This is a genomic window from Actinomycetes bacterium, from assembly GCA_022396035.1.
Taxonomy (GTDB): Bacteria; Actinomycetota; Humimicrobiia; order Humimicrobiales; family Humimicrobiaceae; genus Halolacustris.
Genome location: JAIOXO010000010.1, coordinates 1 through 17,390, shown reverse-complemented (window position 1 = coordinate 17,390; position 17,390 = coordinate 1). Strand labels below are relative to the sequence as shown.

The following is a 17,390-nucleotide window of genomic DNA, read 5'->3' as shown; positions in this document are numbered from 1 at the left end:
GGGAGGAAAACCATGAGATATGCTATAAAAAAATTTGCAATACTTTTAATTTTTGTTCTGGTTCTGGCGGCTGCAGGCACTGGTTGCGGTTCGGCTTTTGAAATGGATGAGGCGGCAGAAGCACCGGCCAGGGATCAGGGTGGACAGGCGATGGCAACTGAGGAAATGAGTTATGCCGAGGCCGAGGCGGCTCCCATGGAAGAATCGGCAGATGCAGGCTCTTCTGACTACATAAATACCCCACCCCTGGAGAGGAAGATAATTCAGAACTCCTATATTGAACTGGAGATAGGCGCGGGGGAGTTTGAGGATAAACTTTTTGAAATAAGTGATATAGCAGAGAATAATGGCGGTTTTGTTAGCAGTTCCGAAAGCTATTCTGATGCAGAAGGAAAGCTTACCAGCGGCAGGATAATAGTGAGAGTTCCTGCAGACAAGTTTGACCCGGTAATAGATAAAGTTAAAGCCCTGGGCCAGGTAAAAAATATAAGTATGTCCGGCCAGGATGTTACCGAAGAGTATATTGACCTGCAGAGCAGATTAAGGAATCTCAAGGTACAGGAAGAAGTGCTGCTGGATTTAATGGAGCAGTCAAAGTCGGTAAAGGACAGTATAGAAGTGCAGAGAGAACTGAGTAATGTGCAGGGTGAAATTGAGGTCCTTCAGGGAAGGCTCAACTACCTTGACAATATGGTCTCTTTCTCTACCATAGAGGTATATTTAACTGAACCTACCACCATCAGGGAAGCTTCTGACTGGGGGTTTATGGATGCAATAAAAAGGGGTGCAAAAGGTGCTGTAAGGGTGTTTAACGGACTTATTTCAACCCTGATAATAATAAGCCCGGTGTTAGTTTTTGTAGCTATAATAGTAATAATTATTTGGTTGATAGTGAAATCTGTAAAAAGAAGAAGATCCCGAAAAAAGGAGTGATTTAGAACATGAAGAACCAGAGGGTTTTTACCAATTTATTATTAACTTTTGGCTTGGGAGTAATTGCAGGAATACTTTTTGCTCCCAGGTCAGGGGAGAAGACCAGGAAGATACTGGCAGAGAGAGCGGAGCAGTCTATTGGCTGCGCCTGCACCACCCTGATAGATAAGATGGCCATGCTTAAGGGCAGGATTGGCGAATATCTGGAAGATATGAAAGAAAAAGTAGAGGATGCGGATTAGCGGGTTTACTCATACCTTAATGCATCTATAGGGTTAAGTCTGGCTGCTCTCATGGCGGGGTAGATGCCGAAAAATAGCCCCACCACCATGGAAAAGCTAATGGCCAGTATAATAGGGTAAGCAGTTATTGAAGTGCTTAGCACTGTAAGCCGGGTGATGATTGTTGATACCAGTACCGCAAAAGCGATTCCCACTATTCCTCCGCTTACGCTAAGCACTATGCTCTCTATTAAAAATTGAATAAGTATATCCCTGTTTTTAGCCCCTACTGCTTTCCTTATGCCAATTTCCCTGGTTCTTTCTGTAACTGATACCAGCATTATATTCATTATTCCTATTCCCCCCACCAGCAGGGAAATTCCGGCAATACCGGCAATGGTAATAGTGAAAATATTGGTTATAGTGCTTACTATGTCCAGCATCTGGGTCTGGTTTTGTACCGTAAAATCATTTTCCTGGTCAGGCATAAGATTATGTGTCCTTCTAAGTATGGTTCTTACTTCCCGGGAAGCCTGATCTATAACTGCTTCGCTTTTGCTCTGGGCCATGATTAAATTTATATAATCCATACCATATAATTTGTTTTGGGCGGTGGTGATGGGTACTGATACAACATTGTCCTGATCCTGCCCAAACTGGTTGGAGCCCATTTCTTTTACGGTACCAATTACCGTAAAATTCTTTTTGTCTATCTTAATAATTTCCCCTATGGGATTTCTTTTACCAAAAAGATCCCTGATTATGGTTTGGCCTATTACTGCAACATTGGCTGAGTTGGCCACGTCGCTGGAATTAAAAAACCGGCCGCCCTCCATTTCAAAATTATAGATATCCAGGGCTTTGGCAGTAGAGGCATAGATACTTGCGCTGGAATTGCTTCCCAGATAACTTATTACTGATGAGCTTAAAATAACCGGTATGGCACCCTCAATATGTTTGGATTGCTGCTCTATAGCGTCTACATCCTCAATTTTCAGCTGGTCCTGGGCTACAGTTCCCAGCATCTGTTCAAAACCGCCTTCATTATCCTGTGAACCCGGCGATACTATAATCAGGTTAGAGCCTATATCCTGAATGTTCTGCAGCACCATCTGCTGGGCGCCGGTTCCTATAGACAGCATGGCTACTACTGCCCCCACTCCTATTATTATACCCAGCATGGTTAAAAACGACCTTAATTTATTTAAAGCAAGTGCCTGGAAGGCTATCTTTATATTCTCAAACATCCTTTGCATTCTAATCTACCTCGTCTTCCAGTTTGGGCATTTCTTTAAGCTTTTTGCCGGCGTCTATAGGATTTGCAACTTTTTCATGCCTGTATATTTTTCCGTCTCTTAGATAAATTATTCTCTGGGTATGCCTGGCTATTCCCATTTCATGGGTAACCAGCAGGATGGTTATTCCCTGCTGGTTTAATTTCTGGAAGATAGCCATTATTTCTTCTCCGGTAACTGAATCAAGATTTCCCGTGGGTTCGTCTGCAAGTATAATTGCAGGATTATTAATCAGGGCCCGGGCAATAGCCACCCTTTGCTTCTGGCCTCCGGAAATCTCATTGGGTCGGTGTTTTATCCAACCGGTTAGCCCTACAGACTCCACAGCATCCAGAACTTTCCGGTTTCTGTTTTCTGTATTTTTGGAATAAACCAGCGGCAGCTCTACATTACGGTAAATATTGGAACGGGAAAGCAGGTTAAAGGTCTGAAACACAAAACCTATTTTATTGTTACGTATTTCTGCCAGCTGGCTGTCATTTAATTTGCTTACATCTGTGCTGCCCAGGGTATATTTTCCCGAAGTAGGAGTATCCAGGCAGCCCAGTATGTTCATTAATGTCGATTTACCGCTGCCTGAAGGCCCCATTACGGTTACAAATTCACCTTCGGTTATTACCAGGTCAATACCCCTTAAGGCTTTTATCTGGATTTTTCCAATATTGTAGGTTTTGCGGATATTTTCAATATCAATGATATCAGTCATTTTCAATCCTGGAGGTAATAATTACATCCCCTTGTTCCAAGCCTGATATAATTTCAATGTATTCATAATCAGAAATACCGGTTTCAACTTCCACCTGTTCTATCCGGGTATCTTCTGTTATATCTACATACTGTTTTCCGTCCTGTTCGTAAACTGACCCCGCCGGCGCCAACAGAACATCTGCAGCCTGGGCGGTTACGATGGTAAGGTTGGCTGAGAGTCCATACAGAAGATCCTGGCCCTGGTCAGGGGTTACTTCTATCTCAAAAGATACCAGCCCTCCCAGGTTTTCAGACAGGGGGGATATGTCAGTTATTTTCCCCTTATAATGTTTACCATAATAGGCATCCAGGGTAAAGGTCACTTCCTGGCCCAGCCTTAGCTTGGTTATATCGGTCTCATTTATATTGGAGCTGATTATATAGTCATTATCTATAATGGATATCACGCTCATGCCCGGTGAAGCCAGCTCACCCGGGGACAGGGGAGCTGCCAGAACTATGCCTCCAAAAGGAGCCATTACCTTGTTTTTATCCAAATCAAGGCTGGCCATTTCCACATTTATCTTAGCCAGCTGCAGCTGTTGTTCTGCCTGTTCTATAGATTGTTGGGCCATCAGTATCTGTTTCTTGGTATTCTGGGTTTCCCCCAGGGTGGACCAGTAGGTTATGCTCTCATTAATCTGGGTTTGCTGATAGGCCCCCTGGGCATTATTAATCTGGGAGCTGGATTGGGCCTTGGCCTGTTCATAGCTTTTCTGGGCCGATTCTGCCTGAAGCTGCGCTGCCTCCTTCTGGGCTAGGGCATTTTCCAGATTAGCCCGGGCTGAATTAAGGTTGGCTTCATACTGGGCAATCTGGGTATCGTTTATCAGGGACTCATCTCTGGCCTCATCCAGTATGTTGCCGGCATCGGCTATTGACTGTTCTGCCGCTTCAATGGTTATCTGGGCGGTATTTACAGACTGCCGGGCACTATCCAGCGCTGACCTGGAATAAGAGTTAGACTTATCGGTCAGTTTCTGTGTATCCTGCAGGGCAACCAGGGCATTAACCGTGCTCTGATGGGAAAGCTCTTTATTTTCTTTGCCCAGCTGCACTGCTATATGGTTATTATCCAATGCCTGCTGGAAACTAATTTTAGCCTGAACCAGTGAGCTTTCGGATATTTCCACATTAACCTTGGCCTGCTCCAGGCTAAGTATGGTTATCTGATTATCCACTTCCAGTAGTTTATCCCCCTGGTTGAAAGTTTGTCCTTTCTGTACAGAGAATAAGACTTCACCGGCTGATTGCAGGGAATAATTTCTAACCTGGCTGGATTCCACATATCCGGTGGAGGAGACCTCCTGCCTTATGTCGCCCCTGGATACAGTAAAGGTTTCTAACTGCTCGGTTTCCTGCTGTCTGCAGGAGTTTAGGCTAAAAACAGATAAAACAGCAATTAAAACCAGAATAAATAATAATGGTTTTTTAGTTTTCATATTTAATTTCCCGACTCTTTTATTGAAAATTTATCCATACATATATTGTATTATACATGATTGCTGATGGTTTGAGATTCTTTTAGAGTCCAGTCTCTAAAAGCTTCATATACACCATACAGTGAATTTTGATATAGGCAGCCATTGCTTTAGCCGAATTTACAAGTCCTTTTAATACCCCCATGATTCTGTTTCTGGCAAACCCTTTAACCTTAATTTTTAATGGAGTTAGATAATCAATTATTCCCATGTATACAGGATTCTGTTTTAATTTTATATATTATAGAATTTGGTTATCAAATTACAAGCACAAAATATTTAATCGGTTTTTTATTATGATATAATGCTTTACAATGTGACTAGCCATTGACATTAAAATTAATTTTTAGGATAAGGAGCAGCGTAATGAGTGATTGGACTACGATTATTGATGTTTATGCCAGAGAGATTCTGGATTCGAGAGGAAACCCCACAGTAGAAGTGGAAACGGTTCTTGATTGCGGAGCAGTAGGAAGGGCGGCTGTGCCTTCGGGAGCTTCTACCGGACAGTTCGAGGCAGTGGAATTAAGGGATAATGACCAGAGCCGATACATGGGAAAAGGGGTACAGAAAGCAGTTGAAAATGTAAATAACATTATTGCTCCCGAGCTGGAAAACATGGATGCAATATATCAGAGAGAAATAGACCAGCTGCTGCTGGAAATGGATGGCACCGACAATAAAGAAAAACTGGGTGCCAATGCCATGCTGGGAGTATCACTGGCTGTAGCCAAAGCAGCTGCTGTAGCCCTGGATGTCCCCCTTTATAAGTATATTGGTGGGGTTAATGCCCATGTTCTTCCATCACCGATGATGAATATACTCAATGGAGGCAAGCATGCTGACAATAGCGTAGACCTGCAGGAATTTATGGTAATGCCCCTGGGAGCAAACTCTTTTAAGCAGGCTTTGAGGATGGGTGCGGAAATATTCCATTCGTTAAAAAGCGTATTAAAGGACAAGGGGCTCAGCACCTCGGTAGGAGATGAAGGAGGCTTTGCCCCCAACCTGGACACTAATGAAGATGCCATAAAATATATTTTAACTGCTATCCAGAAAGCAGGTTATGAGCCGGGCAGGGAAATTTTTATAGCCCTGGATCCTGCTGCTACTGAATTCTTTAAAGGGGGCAAATACCACCTGACCGGGGAGGGCAAGGTTTTGAGCCCGGACCAGATGGTAGACTATTACCAGAATCTGGTAGAAAACTATCCCATAATTTCCATTGAAGACGGTATGGCTGAGGAAGATTGGGCTGGCTGGAAGAAACTTACTGAAAGAATAGGCCAGAAAGTACAGCTGGTAGGGGATGATCTGTTTGTGACCAATACTGGCCGGCTGAAAAAAGGCATAGATCTGAAGGTAGCCAATTCCATACTGATAAAAGTAAACCAGATAGGTACCCTTACTGAAACCCTGGATGCCATAGAGATGGCCAAGACAGCAGGTTATACTGCGGTGGTATCCCATAGATCAGGGGAGACTGAAGACACTACCATTGCTGATATTGTGGTGGGAGTAAATGCAGGCCAGATAAAAACCGGAGCACCTTCCAGGACAGACAGGGTTAGCAAATACAACCAGCTGCTCAGGATTGAAGAAGAATTGGGAGACGAGGCCAGGTATCTGGGACTCAATTCTTTTTATAATATTCAGAGATAAGGTTAAATGGCCAGGTAAATCCTGGCCATTTCTTTCCTAAATTTTTTATGTTTGTCACCAAACTAATGTTTCTATATCATTAGCCTTAAGGACAACTACCACTATTTTCCATGGATGATAAAAAAACTCAGTTAACCATAAAAGACATTGCAAAAATGGTTGGCGTATCCACTGCAACGGTATCCAATGCTTTATCCGGACAGAGGCATGTAAAAGAAGAGACCAAGAAAAAGGTTTTTGAAATTGCCGAAAAATACAATTACAGCCCCAATATTATTGCCAGGGGCCTGAGCAAAAAAAAGACTGGTATTATAGGTATAGTGCTGCCGGATATAAATAATCCTTTTTATGCTGAAGTGGTCCAGGGAATCGATGAAGAAGCAAAAAAGAGAGGTTACCTGGCGGTAGTGGTTAGTACCTATTATGATGATGAGGTGGAGATAAACCAGTTAAAAAAGCTGGGATCCATGTTTGTGGACGGTTATATTTTTGTCGGTGGTTCCTGCGGATTTAAAAAAGTAATGTCCGCAACCTGGGATCTTAAAAATCTGGTACTAGTCAACCGGTATTGTGAAGAGACCAATTATCCCTCGGTGGTGGTTAACAGTAACCAGGCCATAAAGGATGCGATTATTTACCTGGTAAACAAAGGCCATAACTTGATTGGCTATCTGGGATGGAGTGCACCCAATATCGTTATTCCGGAAAACAAGTATAGTGGTTATATAGAAGGTTTGGAGCAAAATGGCCTGAAACTGGATTCACACCTGGTTTTTTTAGCTAACCAGATAATTATAAATCAGTATAGCTATGGCCATGACACAGTTGACAGCCATATAAAAAATAAAGGTAAGCCGGAATTCACCGCCCTGATTTGCCAGACCGATATCATGGCCCTGGGAGCGATGAAAGCCATACAGAATAACGGGCTGGTAATTCCTGATGACGTTTCCATAATAGGATACGGCAATATAAGTGCAGCCAGGTTTGCCAATCCTGCCCTGTCTACCATAAGCCTTCCTAAACGAAGGATGGGCAAAGCTGGAGCCAATATCCTGTTTAATTCTATAGAAAGAGATAACAATAAAAAAGAAGTTATTTATCTTAAAGCCCAGCTGGTGAAAAGAGAATCGGTGGGCGCACATACCTGATAATTATGCCAGAATTACCGGAAGTAGAAGCTTACAAAAAATATTTTGCACACACCTCGACCGGTAATAAAGTAACTCATATTCAGGTGATAGATGATTACGTTCTTGATGGGGTGTCTGTTCAGAAGTTGAGTTCAAATATCACCGGCCACCGGTTTGTTTCTGTCTGCAGGCACGGCAAATATATGTTTGCAGAAAATGACCGGGGAATTTTTCTGGTTATGCATTTTGGCATGACCGGCAGGCTGGAATACAACCAGGAGCTAAAAGCCCCTGAGTATTCTAAGGTGATTTTTAATTTTAAAAATGGCAGCCTTTATTATATTTCTACCAGGAAGTTGGGTAAATTAACTATTACCCCGGACCGGATGCGGTTTATAAGAGATAAAAAACTGGGTCCTGATGCCCTCGGTATTAGCTGGTCAAGTTTTAAGCAGTTATTTACCGGCAGAAAATCTAAAGTAAAAACTGCACTGCTAAACCAGTCACTGGCAGCCGGAATTGGGAACATCTATGCAGATGAGATTTGCTTCCATGCCCGGGTCAATCCCGGGGAGAACCTAAAAAATTTGTATGCCGACCGGATCAGAAGGCTTTATGACTGCATGTTTTATGTCCTGAATACCGCAGTAGAGGTAAATGCTGATTACAGCAGGCTTCCGGATAACTGGCTTATCGGCAGAAGAAAACAGGGCAGCATTTGCCCTGAATGCGGAAGCTGTATACAAAATATAAGGATAGCGGGCAGGGGAACCTATTTTTGCCCTGGATGCCAGAGCTGATAATTGGATTAGAAAAAAATGTGATTTTATTTTATGATTATGTATCTGTAATTTATTGGAGGCGCTTATGACAGACAGGGATCTGGCCTATAGATTATTAAAACAATATGTTTCCAACCGAAACCTGATAAAACATTGCCTGGCAGTAGAAGCCATAATGGGGGAGATTGCCTCTGATTTGAATAAACAGGGTAAAGATTACCAGGTAGAAAAATGGAAGGTTGCAGGACTGGTACATGATATTGATTACGACCAGACCGCAGATGACCCCCATACTCATTCTTTGAAAGGAGCTGAAATTCTAGAAAACGAGGGTTTTAGCCCGGATATAGTGTATGCGGTAAAAGTACATAATCAGATGCATGGCCTGGCTTTAAAAACGGATATGGATATAGCCCTTCATGCTTCTGATCCGCTTTCCGGTCTTATAGTAGCCTCAGCCCTTATAAGCCCTGAAAAGAAACTGAAATCAATTGACGCCCGGTTTGTAATCAACCGTTTCGGTGAGAAATCTTTTGCCAGGGGAGCGAACCGTTCCCAGATTAAGGAATCATCCAGGCTGGGTTTTTCACTGGAGCAGTTTGTTGGTATTGGTTTGGGAGCAATGCAAAAAATAGATAAACAGCTGGGGTTATGATATGAGAAGAAAAGCACTTTTTATTATAGCAATTTTACTTATAGTCTTAATTTTTATGGCCGGCTGCCAGGCTGCAGCCAGCAGCCAGGATAAGCCTGCACAGCAGGAGGCAGTGGATATAAACCAGGAAGAGGAGGAAGACCAGACGCTTCCGGAAGAGGACAAACAGCCGGCAGAGCCCGGTCAGGAACCTGAGAAAAACGAACCTGAATTTGAGGATTCCACCCCCGAACAGAATACAGAACAGCAGCAGGAGACCGGTCAGCAACCGGAGCTGGCTTCCCCCCAGCTGGAGCTGAAGGTAATAGCAGGACCGGAATATGCAGGAGACGGGCCTATTTGCTATTACCGGGTAAAGGCTATAGTTAGCGGAAACCCAGAGCCTGAAATTAGCTGGAGCAAAGATGATAGTAATGGGGCCTGGGGTGGGGACATAGCCCAGGTAAACCTTACCCAGGGGCAAAGTTATGAGTTGCAGGCAATAGCAGAAAATAGCCAGGGCACTGCCACGGAAACAGTCAGCCTGCAATATGTCCTACCGGAAAAACCAGCTGAACAAAATCAGGTTATAGACTACAGTAACAGTGACCTGTTTACCATTGATGTAAACTTGGACCAACAGCAGGTGGATGTTTACTTTCAGGACCAGCTGTTGAGGTCTATGCCCTGTTCGGGTGGAACCGCAGAGGACCCTACACCTACAGGGACTTTTTGGACCAATGAAAAAATATATTATGCCTGGCTCCCCAAATATGAGGTGGGTGCCTATTATTATATAAGGTTTTATGGAGCTTACCTCTTTCATAGCTTACCCTTTGACCAGGAAGGCAACCTTATCCAGGAGGAAGCCCAAAAGCTGGGCTCACCCGCCAGCCATGGATGCATCAGGCTTAAAGTAGAAGATGCAAAATGGCTGTATGAAACCCTGCCGCTTGGAGTTGAGATAAATATCTACTAACATAAACTGCTGACATAAACTACAATAAGGCTTCGGTTGGAAAGGGATAATATCCTGCATATAGCTACTAAAAGCAACAACTGTTATAATAAAAGGCTACATTAATATATATTAATAAGTCTTATAAGTGTTTATGACTACCTTTGAATACAAAACTGAAGAAATTTTAAAGAAAATTAAGTCCGAAACCAGGCACCAGCTGGCAGAAAGAATCAAAGAGCTGTCAGGTATGTATGGAGTGCTGAAGCTGGGGCTGGATAGTGAAGATATTGATAGTTATTTAGCCAATGTGGTCAATCTTTTACCTTCTTCCTGGCAGTATCCGGAAGCAACCCGTGTTCGTATAAGCCATGGCGGCCATATTTATGCCAGTAAAAATTTTAAAAGTTCACCCTGGGTACAGTCTGCTGATCTTGAATTTAGCGGTAAAAAACTGGGCAGTATTGAAGTATTTTATACCCAGGAGGAACCCCGAGCCCATGAAGGCTCTTTTCTCAAGGAAGAAAGAAAACTGCTGGAGGGTGTCTCTGCTGTAATTTCTGTAATAATTCAGCAAAAACTGGATGAAAAGAAATTGAGGGCTGATGAAGGAAGATACAGGCTGTTTATAAAAAATTTTAAGGGGATTAATTTTCAGGGTGATATGAATTTTAATTTTGAGTTTTTAACCGGAGCAGTAGAGGATATCACCGGCTATAAACCGGATGAATTTTTGGAAGGAAAGGTTAACTGGCTGGACCTGGTTTATAAGTATGACAGGGATTTGGTTTTAAAATCTTCAGCCAAGATTAGAAAGGTACCCAATTATTCCCGGGAGAGGGAATACCGGCTGATAAAGAAAAATGGCCAAAAGTTATGGGTAAAAGAAATAATCCAGAATATTGTCGGCAGTGACGGCAATCCCGAATATGTGAAAGGAATTATAATTGACATATCCAGGCAGAAGAACTATGAACAAAGAATTGAGCATCTGAACAGCCTGCTTATGGTGATCAGGAATATAAATCAATTAATTGTGTCCGAAAAGGATGCTGACAGGCTTATTGAGGGAACCTGCAGGGATCTGGTAAAAACCAGGGGATATAAAATTGCATGGATACTGTTGTTTGACAGGAACCACGGGTTCAAGAGAGGCTTTTGTACCGGCATTGACCGCCAGTTTGATCAATTTTTGGCCCAGGTGGCTGAAGGTAATCTTCCCTTTTGTTTAAAGAAGATGTTAAGCAGGCCTGAAATTATGGTTATAGACAAACTTCAGAAAGAATGTGCCGGCTGCAGCCTTATAAAAGAAAACCAGTATAAACAGATAATAGCCCCCATAAGCAGCAAACACAGGTTTTACGGAGTGCTGTCTATTTCTCTGGAGAAAACTATTTATGGAAAAAAGGAGCTGGTTCTGCTAAAGGAAATATCCGACGATCTCTTTTTGGGCCTTAATAATATTTATCTGGAACAGGAGAGGGATAAGGCCATAAAGGATTTAGAAATTAGTTACCGGCATACCAAAGAGGCTTTAGATGGTACCATAAAGGCTTTATCTTCAATTGTTGAATACAAGGATCCATATACCCATAGCCACCAGATAAGGGTGGCAATACTGGCCAAAAAGATTGCCCGGCAAATGGGACTCCCCGGTCATGAGATTGAAGCCATAGGGATTGGAAGCCTGGTACATGATATTGGCAAAATCAGTATACCTGCATCCATACTTTCCAAACCGGGCAAACTGTCTGAAATAGAGAAAAAAATGATTAGGGTGCATCCCCAAACCAGCTACCAGATGATAGAAAAAATTAAGTTTGAAGATCCGGTAAAAAAATATGTGCTCCAGCACCATGAACGTTTGGATGGAAGCGGTTATCCGCAGGGCCTTAAGGCAAAACAGATCAGTCTGGGTGCTAAAATTATTGCAGTAGCGGATGTGGTAGAGGCTATAAGTTCCCATCGTCCTTACCGTGCCGCACTGGGGGAAGAAGAGGCATTAAGGGAGATTGAAAAATATAAGGGCAAACTGTATGATTTAGCAGCGGCAGTAGCTTGCCTTAAGATTTTTGAACAGCATGAGCAGCCTCAGCAAATATGGAAAGAGAAGACAGGTTAGAATCACTGGCAGCCAGCTTGATCCGGAGATAGAAGAAAAATTATACTGTTTTCTTAAACTGTCTTGCTTACCTGGCTTCTTACTTTTTCTTTCTTTTTTATGATAGTATTAATTAAGTCTGTAAAATTATTTTTTGTATAAAATCTATTAATAACCAAAGCTCTCAACAAAACTTGAGGGCTTTTATTTAAAAGGAGCATAATGTACAGCAAAGAAGAAATAAATGAAAATATTCGTACCCTACAGCCCCGTTTTTTTACTGAAGCCCAGCAGAAACTGGACAGTTTAACCAAGCCCAAAGGCAGCCTGGGAAGACTGGAAGCTGTTGCCATGCAGATAGCAGCTATTACTCAAAATTTAAGTCCTGCCCTGGAGCACAAATATATAGTTACCATGGCTGCGGACCACGGAGTGGTAGAGGAAGGGGTAAGCGCTTACCCCCAGCAGGTAACCACACAGATGGTTTATAATATTTTATCCGGAGGGGCAGCCATAAATGTACTGGCCGAACATATTGGAGCCCGGGTATGCGTAGTGGATATAGGGGTAAATCATGATTTCAAATCCCATACCGGCCTGTATAATAAAAAAATTGCCCCTGGTACTGCAAACATGACTAAAGGCCCGGCAATGAGCCTTCAGCAGGCACTGGCTGCGGTTAATACCGGGATTGAAATAGTAAAAGATCTGGCCCGGGAAGGTTGCCAGATAATAGGGACGGGAGAAATGGGTATTGGCAATACTACTGCCAGCAGTGCTGTTGCTGCGGTAATATGCGGAGCAAAGGTTGACACAGTAACCGGAAGCGGAACCGGTATTGACCGCCGGGGAATTAAAAAGAAGAAAGAAGTAATAGAGAAAGCCCTGAGGGTTAATAAACCGGTTGCCGGAGATGGTTTGGATGTCCTGGCCAAGGTTGGCGGATTGGAAATAGGGGGAATAGCAGGATTAATACTGGGGGCAGCTATGGTGGGTATACCGGTGGTGGTAGACGGTTTTATTTCTACGGCTGGCGCCCTTATAGCCCATGCTATTGCTCCCCGGTGTAAATCCTATATGCTGGCCTCCCATCGCTCAGCTGAAGCCGGGCATACTTTAATGCTGGATTATCTGGGATTAAAGCCCATGTTTGATTTTGATATGAGGCTGGGTGAGGGAACCGGAGCCGCTTTGGGCATTAATATTGCAGAGGCAGCGGTTAAGATAATGAACCAGATGGCTACCTTTGACTCTGCCGGGGTTTCCAAATCCAAATAAACTATTTAAGAAAACATAACTGCTTTTTCAAGTGGTTAAAATGGGAATATATTAGAATAATTATGCCGATACTTTTCTTGTCAGTGCACTATTTTTATGATTATAATAGTAACAAACCATATCAGGATATTAATTTAAGCTAAAGGAAAAATATGAAGGCAGCGGTAATTGGAGCAGGATATATGGGAAGTGCTATTACTTTCCCCCTGGCCCAGGCAGGGATTGAAGTTAATTTATGGGGTACCTGGCTGGATGATGAGATTGTTTCTGCTGCCAGGAAAGGAAGCCACCCCAAATTAAAGAAGCCTCTTCCAGGTTCAGTATCTATTTACTATTCTGAAGATCTGCAGCAGGCTATAGAAGGCTGTCAGTTAATATTTATGGCCGTAACCAGCCAGGGCTTTATGCCGGTATTGAACCGGCTGGAAGGATGCAAAGGTTGGTCACAGGCAGCCTTTTTTTGCCTCACTAAGGGGCTGATAGAGGCCGGAGGGCAAGTAAAAAGAATAAGTGCAGCTGCCCTCCAGAAAACAGGTAAAGCTTTAAAGTGGGTTTCCGTAGGCGGTCCGGTAAAGGCAGTGGAACTGGCCTATTTTACTCCCACCTTGAGTGTATATGGAACCAGAGCAGGAGACCTTACAAGAATTATTAAAAAAATCAGGGCCCCTTATTATATAACTGAAACTACCCCTGATGTATGCGGGGTAGAAATATGCTCTGCTTTTAAGAATGTTTATGCTATGGCGCTGGGAATATGTGATGGGCTGTATGCAGAGGAGAAACCCGGTGCTTACCATAACCTGAGTTCACTGGTCTTTGGGCAGGGGGTAAAGGAGATGGCGTTAATAGTTGAGGCTGGCGGCGGTAAAGAGTGTACCGCTTATGGGCCAGCGGGGGTAGGGGATCTATATGTTACTTCCCAGTCCGGTAGAAACAGGCGATTTGGAGAACTTATTGGAAAGGGAGTAGAGGCAGGTAAAGCATATAAAGACATGCTCCAGATAGGAGAGGTAGCGGAAGGCTATCACGCCCTTAAGCTGGGAATAGATTATGTAAAAAGCCTGGGCATAAAAGATAGGCTGCCCCTGTTGAGCAGCCTATATGATATAGTTTATAACTCGGAACATCCCCACAAAGGGCTGGAACATTTTACTGGAAAGCTGTAATTATTCAACCCTGCTTTCTCTGAGCTTAAATAGTTCAGGCATGTACTTGCTTACTATATGTTCCATTTCAGCATCGCCTATTACTGTGGTTCTGTTTTCTTCATCATACTCTTTGTCAACCCATTCCTTTATTTTCTGCAGTTTTTTATCCTTTTTGTCTATTCTTCTGTCTTCCTTTAGCATAAAGTAATTATTCAGCCAGGCAGCAATTCCTGCCAGCCCTGAATGTGCATTTATAACTACTGTAGGAGGCTTGCCCAGTATTTTTTCGGTATCAAATATATTGTAAATTTCTTCATCTTTAAGCAGTCCGTCTGCATGTATGCCTGCACGGGTGGAATTGAAAGCCCTGCCCACAAAAGGAGTACGGGGAGGAACTTCATAATTCAATTCATTTTCAAAGAAATCCGCAATATCTGTAATCTTTCTCAGGTCCATGCCAAAATCCTGACCCTTAAGCTGGGCAAATTCTATGACCATTGCTTCCAGAGGAGTATTGCCGGTTCTCTCGCCTATACCTAAAAGGGAGGTGTTAACCGATGCTGCTCCATATAGCCAGGCAGTTACTGAATTATCCACTGCTTTGTAAAAGTCATTATGGCCATGCCATTCCAGCCACTCAGAAGGAACTTCGCCATAATTTAGAAGCCCATATATTATTTGCTGTACACTCCGGGGTAAAGCTACTCCCTGTATGGTAACTCCCAGTCCCAGGGTATCGCAGGCCCTTATTTTTACCGGAGTCTCAGCCTGGCGGGATAGTTCCATCAACTGGTTTACAAAGGGCAATACAAAGCCGTAGAAGTCTGCCCTGGTTATATCTTCCAGATGGCACCGGGGTATAACTCCCGCTTCCAATGCATCGTTTACCACACCCAAATAAGTCTTGATGGCCTGGGAACGGTTCATATTTAATTTTTTAAATATATGATAATCAGAACAGGAAACCAGTATGCCGGTTTCTTTTATGCCCAAACTTTTGACTATATTAAAATCTTCTTTTTTGGCTCTTATCCATGACGATATCCTGGGGTATTCATAGCCCTTTTCCATACATCTGGCTACTGCCTCTTTATCCTTTTTGGAGTATACAAAAAATTCAGACTGTTTTATAACTCCGGCATTATTGTCCAGATGGTGCAGAAGATCATATATCTTGCAGATCTGGTCTACGGTGTAGGGGGACCTGGCTTGTTGACCGTCACGGAAGGTGGTATCGGTTATATAAAGTTTTTCAGGTATATTCATGGGCACTGAACGATGATTAAATACAATCTTGGGTATTTCTGTATATGGATAAAAATTCCTGAACAGGTTAGGTTTTTCCACATCCTTGTAACTGTATTCAATTTCAAGCATCCTGCTCTTATTGTTATATCTTACATTATTTCCCATATCTCACTCCTTAACATCTAATTGTCTTACCAAAAGTAACCATATTTTAACAAAGAATGGGTGATATATATAGGGAAAAAAAATGTAACATTATTTAGATATTAATCTATAAATATATTATAGATAAACAGTGAGTCGAGGGTTTATTTTAACCTGCCTCTAATAAAAGCGGATAAGGCTGCAATTATTGCCAGGCCGCAGGCAACTAAAAAAGTAATCTTCAGCCCACCCTGAAAAGACAGAGCCTGGATAGTGGAAATGCTTAAATCATAGTGCCGGTAAAATTCAGTTAGGTAGGTCTGTCTGGCAGTAAACAGGTAGCCGGCAGCAGATACTCCAAACACCATGCCCATATTGCGCATGGCAGCAATCATACTGGAAGAAATGCCCCGCCTGTCAGCAGGAACTGAAGCCATTATATCGCTGTTATTGGGGGTTATAAACAGGCCGCTGCCCAGGCCTATCAGTGCCAGGCCGCCGATTATTTCAAACCTGGTAGAACCCTGGCCGAGGGAAGAAAGGCAGTAAGAACCTACGGCTATTATTATCATTCCTGCAGAGCTTAGAAACCTCAGGTTAAACCTATCTGACAGCAGGCCGCTTAAAGGAGCTGCCACCATTACTGTCAGGGGAAATGTAATTAAAAGCAGCCCTGCTATTGATGGGGATAAGCCCAGCAGGTCCTGAAGATAAAAAGGCATTATAAATACGATGGAATATTGAACCACATAATTTAGAAGAAGGGCAATATTGCCTGTTAGGAACAGAGGATTAGAAAATAAGCTCAGGTCTATAAGGCTGTAGCTGTTTCTTTTCTGGGTGAATAAAAATACAGCCATAGAAATAATTCCTGCTGCTAAAGGTAATATAATGTAGGCGGAGTTCCATCCCAAGCGCTGAACAAAGCTGATAGGGAAAATAATGCAGGACAGGGCTACAAAAAGCAGGATTGAACCCAATATATCAAATTTTTGTTTTGGTTTGGGTCTGGTGGCAGGAATAACCTTCCAGGCATAAATAAGGCTGCCGGCAGCTATAGGAATATTTATTAAAAAAATGGACGGCCAGCCGAAGAAATAGGTAAGAAACCCTCCCAGCACCGGCCCTGTAGCTAAAGCTGCCGAAACTGCTATGGCCATTATTCCCAGATATCGTCCCAAGTGCCTGGGCGGAGCATATTCAGTAATAAGTGCGGGCCCCATAGCCATAATCATGCCTGCCCCTATTGCCTGTACCCCCCTAAATATTATCAGCAGGACTAAGGAGGGAGAGACAGCACAGAACAGCGACCCCAGAGTAAATATTGCCAGGCCTGCGCTATAAGTCCTTTTTTGGCCTATGGTATCTCCCAGTCTGCCCCAGGTTAAAAGCAGACTGGAGATAACCAGCAGGTAGGAAATGACTACCCACTGCACCTGTATCAATTGAACATTAAAGTGGTGGCTTATATCCGGTAAGGCAATATTGACCAGGCTGGAATCAAGAGGGGTCATAAAAATTCCCAGGCATACGGCCAGGAGTATATTTATTCTCTTTTTGGTGGAGAGACTACAAATTGATCCAGGCTGGTGGTTTGTTTTGAACATAATTTTTTAAATATTAAC

At 43.0% G+C, this 17,390-nt stretch carries 16 protein-coding genes; 10 read left to right on the top strand and 6 right to left on the bottom strand.

The genetic code is table 11. From position 1 onward, the window contains the following. Nucleotides 1–12 precede the first annotated feature (12 nt). Together K9H14_04590 and K9H14_04585 are read left to right on the top strand one after the other, a co-directional pair. Entirely contained in the window at nt 13–933 is a 921-nt protein-coding gene (locus K9H14_04590) for a DUF4349 domain-containing protein (protein MCG9479470.1), read from the top strand. An 8-nt stretch (nt 934–941) separates the two neighbouring features. Continuing rightward, nucleotides 942–1,175: a YtxH domain-containing protein gene (locus tag K9H14_04585; GenBank protein ID MCG9479469.1), complete on the top strand. Its 234-nt coding sequence runs from the start codon at nt 942–944 to the stop codon at nt 1,173–1,175. A gap of 5 nt (nt 1,176–1,180) precedes the next feature. Here K9H14_04585 and K9H14_04580 read toward each other — a convergent pair whose 3' ends face one another. The 4 genes from K9H14_04580 to K9H14_04565 form a co-directional block, all read right to left on the bottom strand. Further along, nucleotides 1,181–2,410 (bottom strand): ABC transporter permease, encoded by a 1,230-nt coding sequence (locus tag K9H14_04580; protein MCG9479468.1) that lies wholly within the window; start codon nt 2,408–2,410, stop codon nt 1,181–1,183. Between the two features lies 1 nt (nt 2,411). Beyond that, complete coding sequence (locus tag K9H14_04575) at nt 2,412–3,146, bottom strand: ABC transporter ATP-binding protein (protein ID MCG9479467.1); 735 nt, start codon at nt 3,144–3,146, stop codon at nt 2,412–2,414. Between the two features lies 1 nt (nt 3,147). Continuing rightward, a complete protein-coding gene (locus K9H14_04570) occupies nt 3,148–4,638 on the bottom strand; it encodes an efflux RND transporter periplasmic adaptor subunit (GenBank protein ID MCG9479466.1) in 1,491 nt (496 codons plus the stop codon). 82 nt (nt 4,639–4,720) lie between these two features. Continuing rightward, a complete protein-coding gene (locus tag K9H14_04565; GenBank protein MCG9479465.1) occupies nt 4,721–4,888 on the bottom strand; it encodes a hypothetical protein in 168 nt (55 codons plus the stop codon). A 155-nt stretch (nt 4,889–5,043) separates the two neighbouring features. Here K9H14_04565 and eno point away from each other — a divergent pair, with 155 nt between their 5' ends. The 8 genes from eno (at nt 5,044) to K9H14_04525 (ending at nt 14,391) form a co-directional block, all read left to right on the top strand. After that, nucleotides 5,044–6,339 carry a phosphopyruvate hydratase gene (eno, locus tag K9H14_04560; protein ID MCG9479464.1) on the top strand — a complete coding sequence of 432 codons (1,296 nt, stop codon included), beginning with the start codon at nt 5,044–5,046 and terminating at the stop codon, nt 6,337–6,339. Between the two features lie 110 nt (nt 6,340–6,449). Further along, complete coding sequence (locus tag K9H14_04555) at nt 6,450–7,490, top strand: LacI family transcriptional regulator (protein ID MCG9479463.1); 1,041 nt, start codon at nt 6,450–6,452, stop codon at nt 7,488–7,490. Nucleotides 7,491–7,495: 5 nt separating this feature from the next. Then, on the top strand, nt 7,496–8,272 hold the full coding sequence (locus K9H14_04550; protein ID MCG9479462.1) for a hypothetical protein: 777 nt from the start codon (nt 7,496–7,498) through the stop codon (nt 8,270–8,272). A gap of 67 nt (nt 8,273–8,339) precedes the next feature. After that, a complete protein-coding gene (locus tag K9H14_04545; protein ID MCG9479461.1) occupies nt 8,340–8,909 on the top strand; it encodes an HDIG domain-containing protein in 570 nt (189 codons plus the stop codon). Nucleotide 8,910: 1 nt separating this feature from the next. Then, complete coding sequence (locus K9H14_04540) at nt 8,911–9,867, top strand: L,D-transpeptidase family protein (GenBank protein ID MCG9479460.1); 957 nt, start codon at nt 8,911–8,913, stop codon at nt 9,865–9,867. Nucleotides 9,868–10,000: 133 nt separating this feature from the next. Next, entirely contained in the window at nt 10,001–11,968 is a 1,968-nt protein-coding gene (locus K9H14_04535) for an HD domain-containing protein (GenBank protein ID MCG9479459.1), read from the top strand. Between the two features lie 201 nt (nt 11,969–12,169). Further along, the gene (gene cobT, locus K9H14_04530) at nt 12,170–13,225 is read left to right on the top strand and encodes a nicotinate-nucleotide--dimethylbenzimidazole phosphoribosyltransferase (GenBank protein ID MCG9479458.1); all 1,056 of its coding nucleotides are present in this window, start codon (nt 12,170–12,172) and stop codon (nt 13,223–13,225) included. Nucleotides 13,226–13,377: 152 nt separating this feature from the next. Next, a complete protein-coding gene (locus K9H14_04525; GenBank protein MCG9479457.1) occupies nt 13,378–14,391 on the top strand; it encodes a hypothetical protein in 1,014 nt (337 codons plus the stop codon). Here K9H14_04525 and K9H14_04520 read toward each other — a convergent pair whose 3' ends face one another. Both K9H14_04520 and K9H14_04515 read right to left on the bottom strand, forming a co-directional pair. After that, nucleotides 14,392–15,750: a 2-isopropylmalate synthase gene (locus tag K9H14_04520; protein ID MCG9479456.1), complete on the bottom strand. Its 1,359-nt coding sequence runs from the start codon at nt 15,748–15,750 to the stop codon at nt 14,392–14,394. Nucleotides 15,751–15,929: 179 nt separating this feature from the next. Next, nucleotides 15,930–17,372, bottom strand: coding sequence for an MFS transporter (locus K9H14_04515; protein MCG9479455.1), 1,443 nt, complete (start codon nt 17,370–17,372; stop codon nt 15,930–15,932). Nucleotides 17,373–17,390 lie beyond the last annotated feature (18 nt).

Coding starts and splice junctions, on each gene's coding strand:
- K9H14_04550 (MCG9479462.1), top strand. CDS start 7,496: ATGCCAGAATTACCGGAAGTAGAAGCTTACAAAAAATATTTTGCACAC.
- K9H14_04590 (MCG9479470.1), top strand. CDS start 13: ATGAGATATGCTATAAAAAAATTTGCAATACTTTTAATTTTTGTTCTG.
- K9H14_04515 (MCG9479455.1), bottom strand. CDS start 17,372: ATGTTCAAAACAAACCACCAGCCTGGATCAATTTGTAGTCTCTCCACC.
- K9H14_04555 (MCG9479463.1), top strand. CDS start 6,450: ATGGATGATAAAAAAACTCAGTTAACCATAAAAGACATTGCAAAAATG.
- cobT (MCG9479458.1), top strand. CDS start 12,170: ATGTACAGCAAAGAAGAAATAAATGAAAATATTCGTACCCTACAGCCC.
- eno (MCG9479464.1), top strand. CDS start 5,044: ATGAGTGATTGGACTACGATTATTGATGTTTATGCCAGAGAGATTCTG.
- K9H14_04565 (MCG9479465.1), bottom strand. CDS start 4,888: ATGGGAATAATTGATTATCTAACTCCATTAAAAATTAAGGTTAAAGGG.
- K9H14_04585 (MCG9479469.1), top strand. CDS start 942: ATGAAGAACCAGAGGGTTTTTACCAATTTATTATTAACTTTTGGCTTG.
- K9H14_04580 (MCG9479468.1), bottom strand. CDS start 2,410: ATGCAAAGGATGTTTGAGAATATAAAGATAGCCTTCCAGGCACTTGCT.
- K9H14_04570 (MCG9479466.1), bottom strand. CDS start 4,638: ATGAAAACTAAAAAACCATTATTATTTATTCTGGTTTTAATTGCTGTT.
- K9H14_04520 (MCG9479456.1), bottom strand. CDS start 15,750: ATGCTTGAAATTGAATACAGTTACAAGGATGTGGAAAAACCTAACCTG.
- K9H14_04535 (MCG9479459.1), top strand. CDS start 10,001: ATGACTACCTTTGAATACAAAACTGAAGAAATTTTAAAGAAAATTAAG.
- K9H14_04525 (MCG9479457.1), top strand. CDS start 13,378: ATGAAGGCAGCGGTAATTGGAGCAGGATATATGGGAAGTGCTATTACT.
- K9H14_04545 (MCG9479461.1), top strand. CDS start 8,340: ATGACAGACAGGGATCTGGCCTATAGATTATTAAAACAATATGTTTCC.
- K9H14_04540 (MCG9479460.1), top strand. CDS start 8,911: ATGAGAAGAAAAGCACTTTTTATTATAGCAATTTTACTTATAGTCTTA.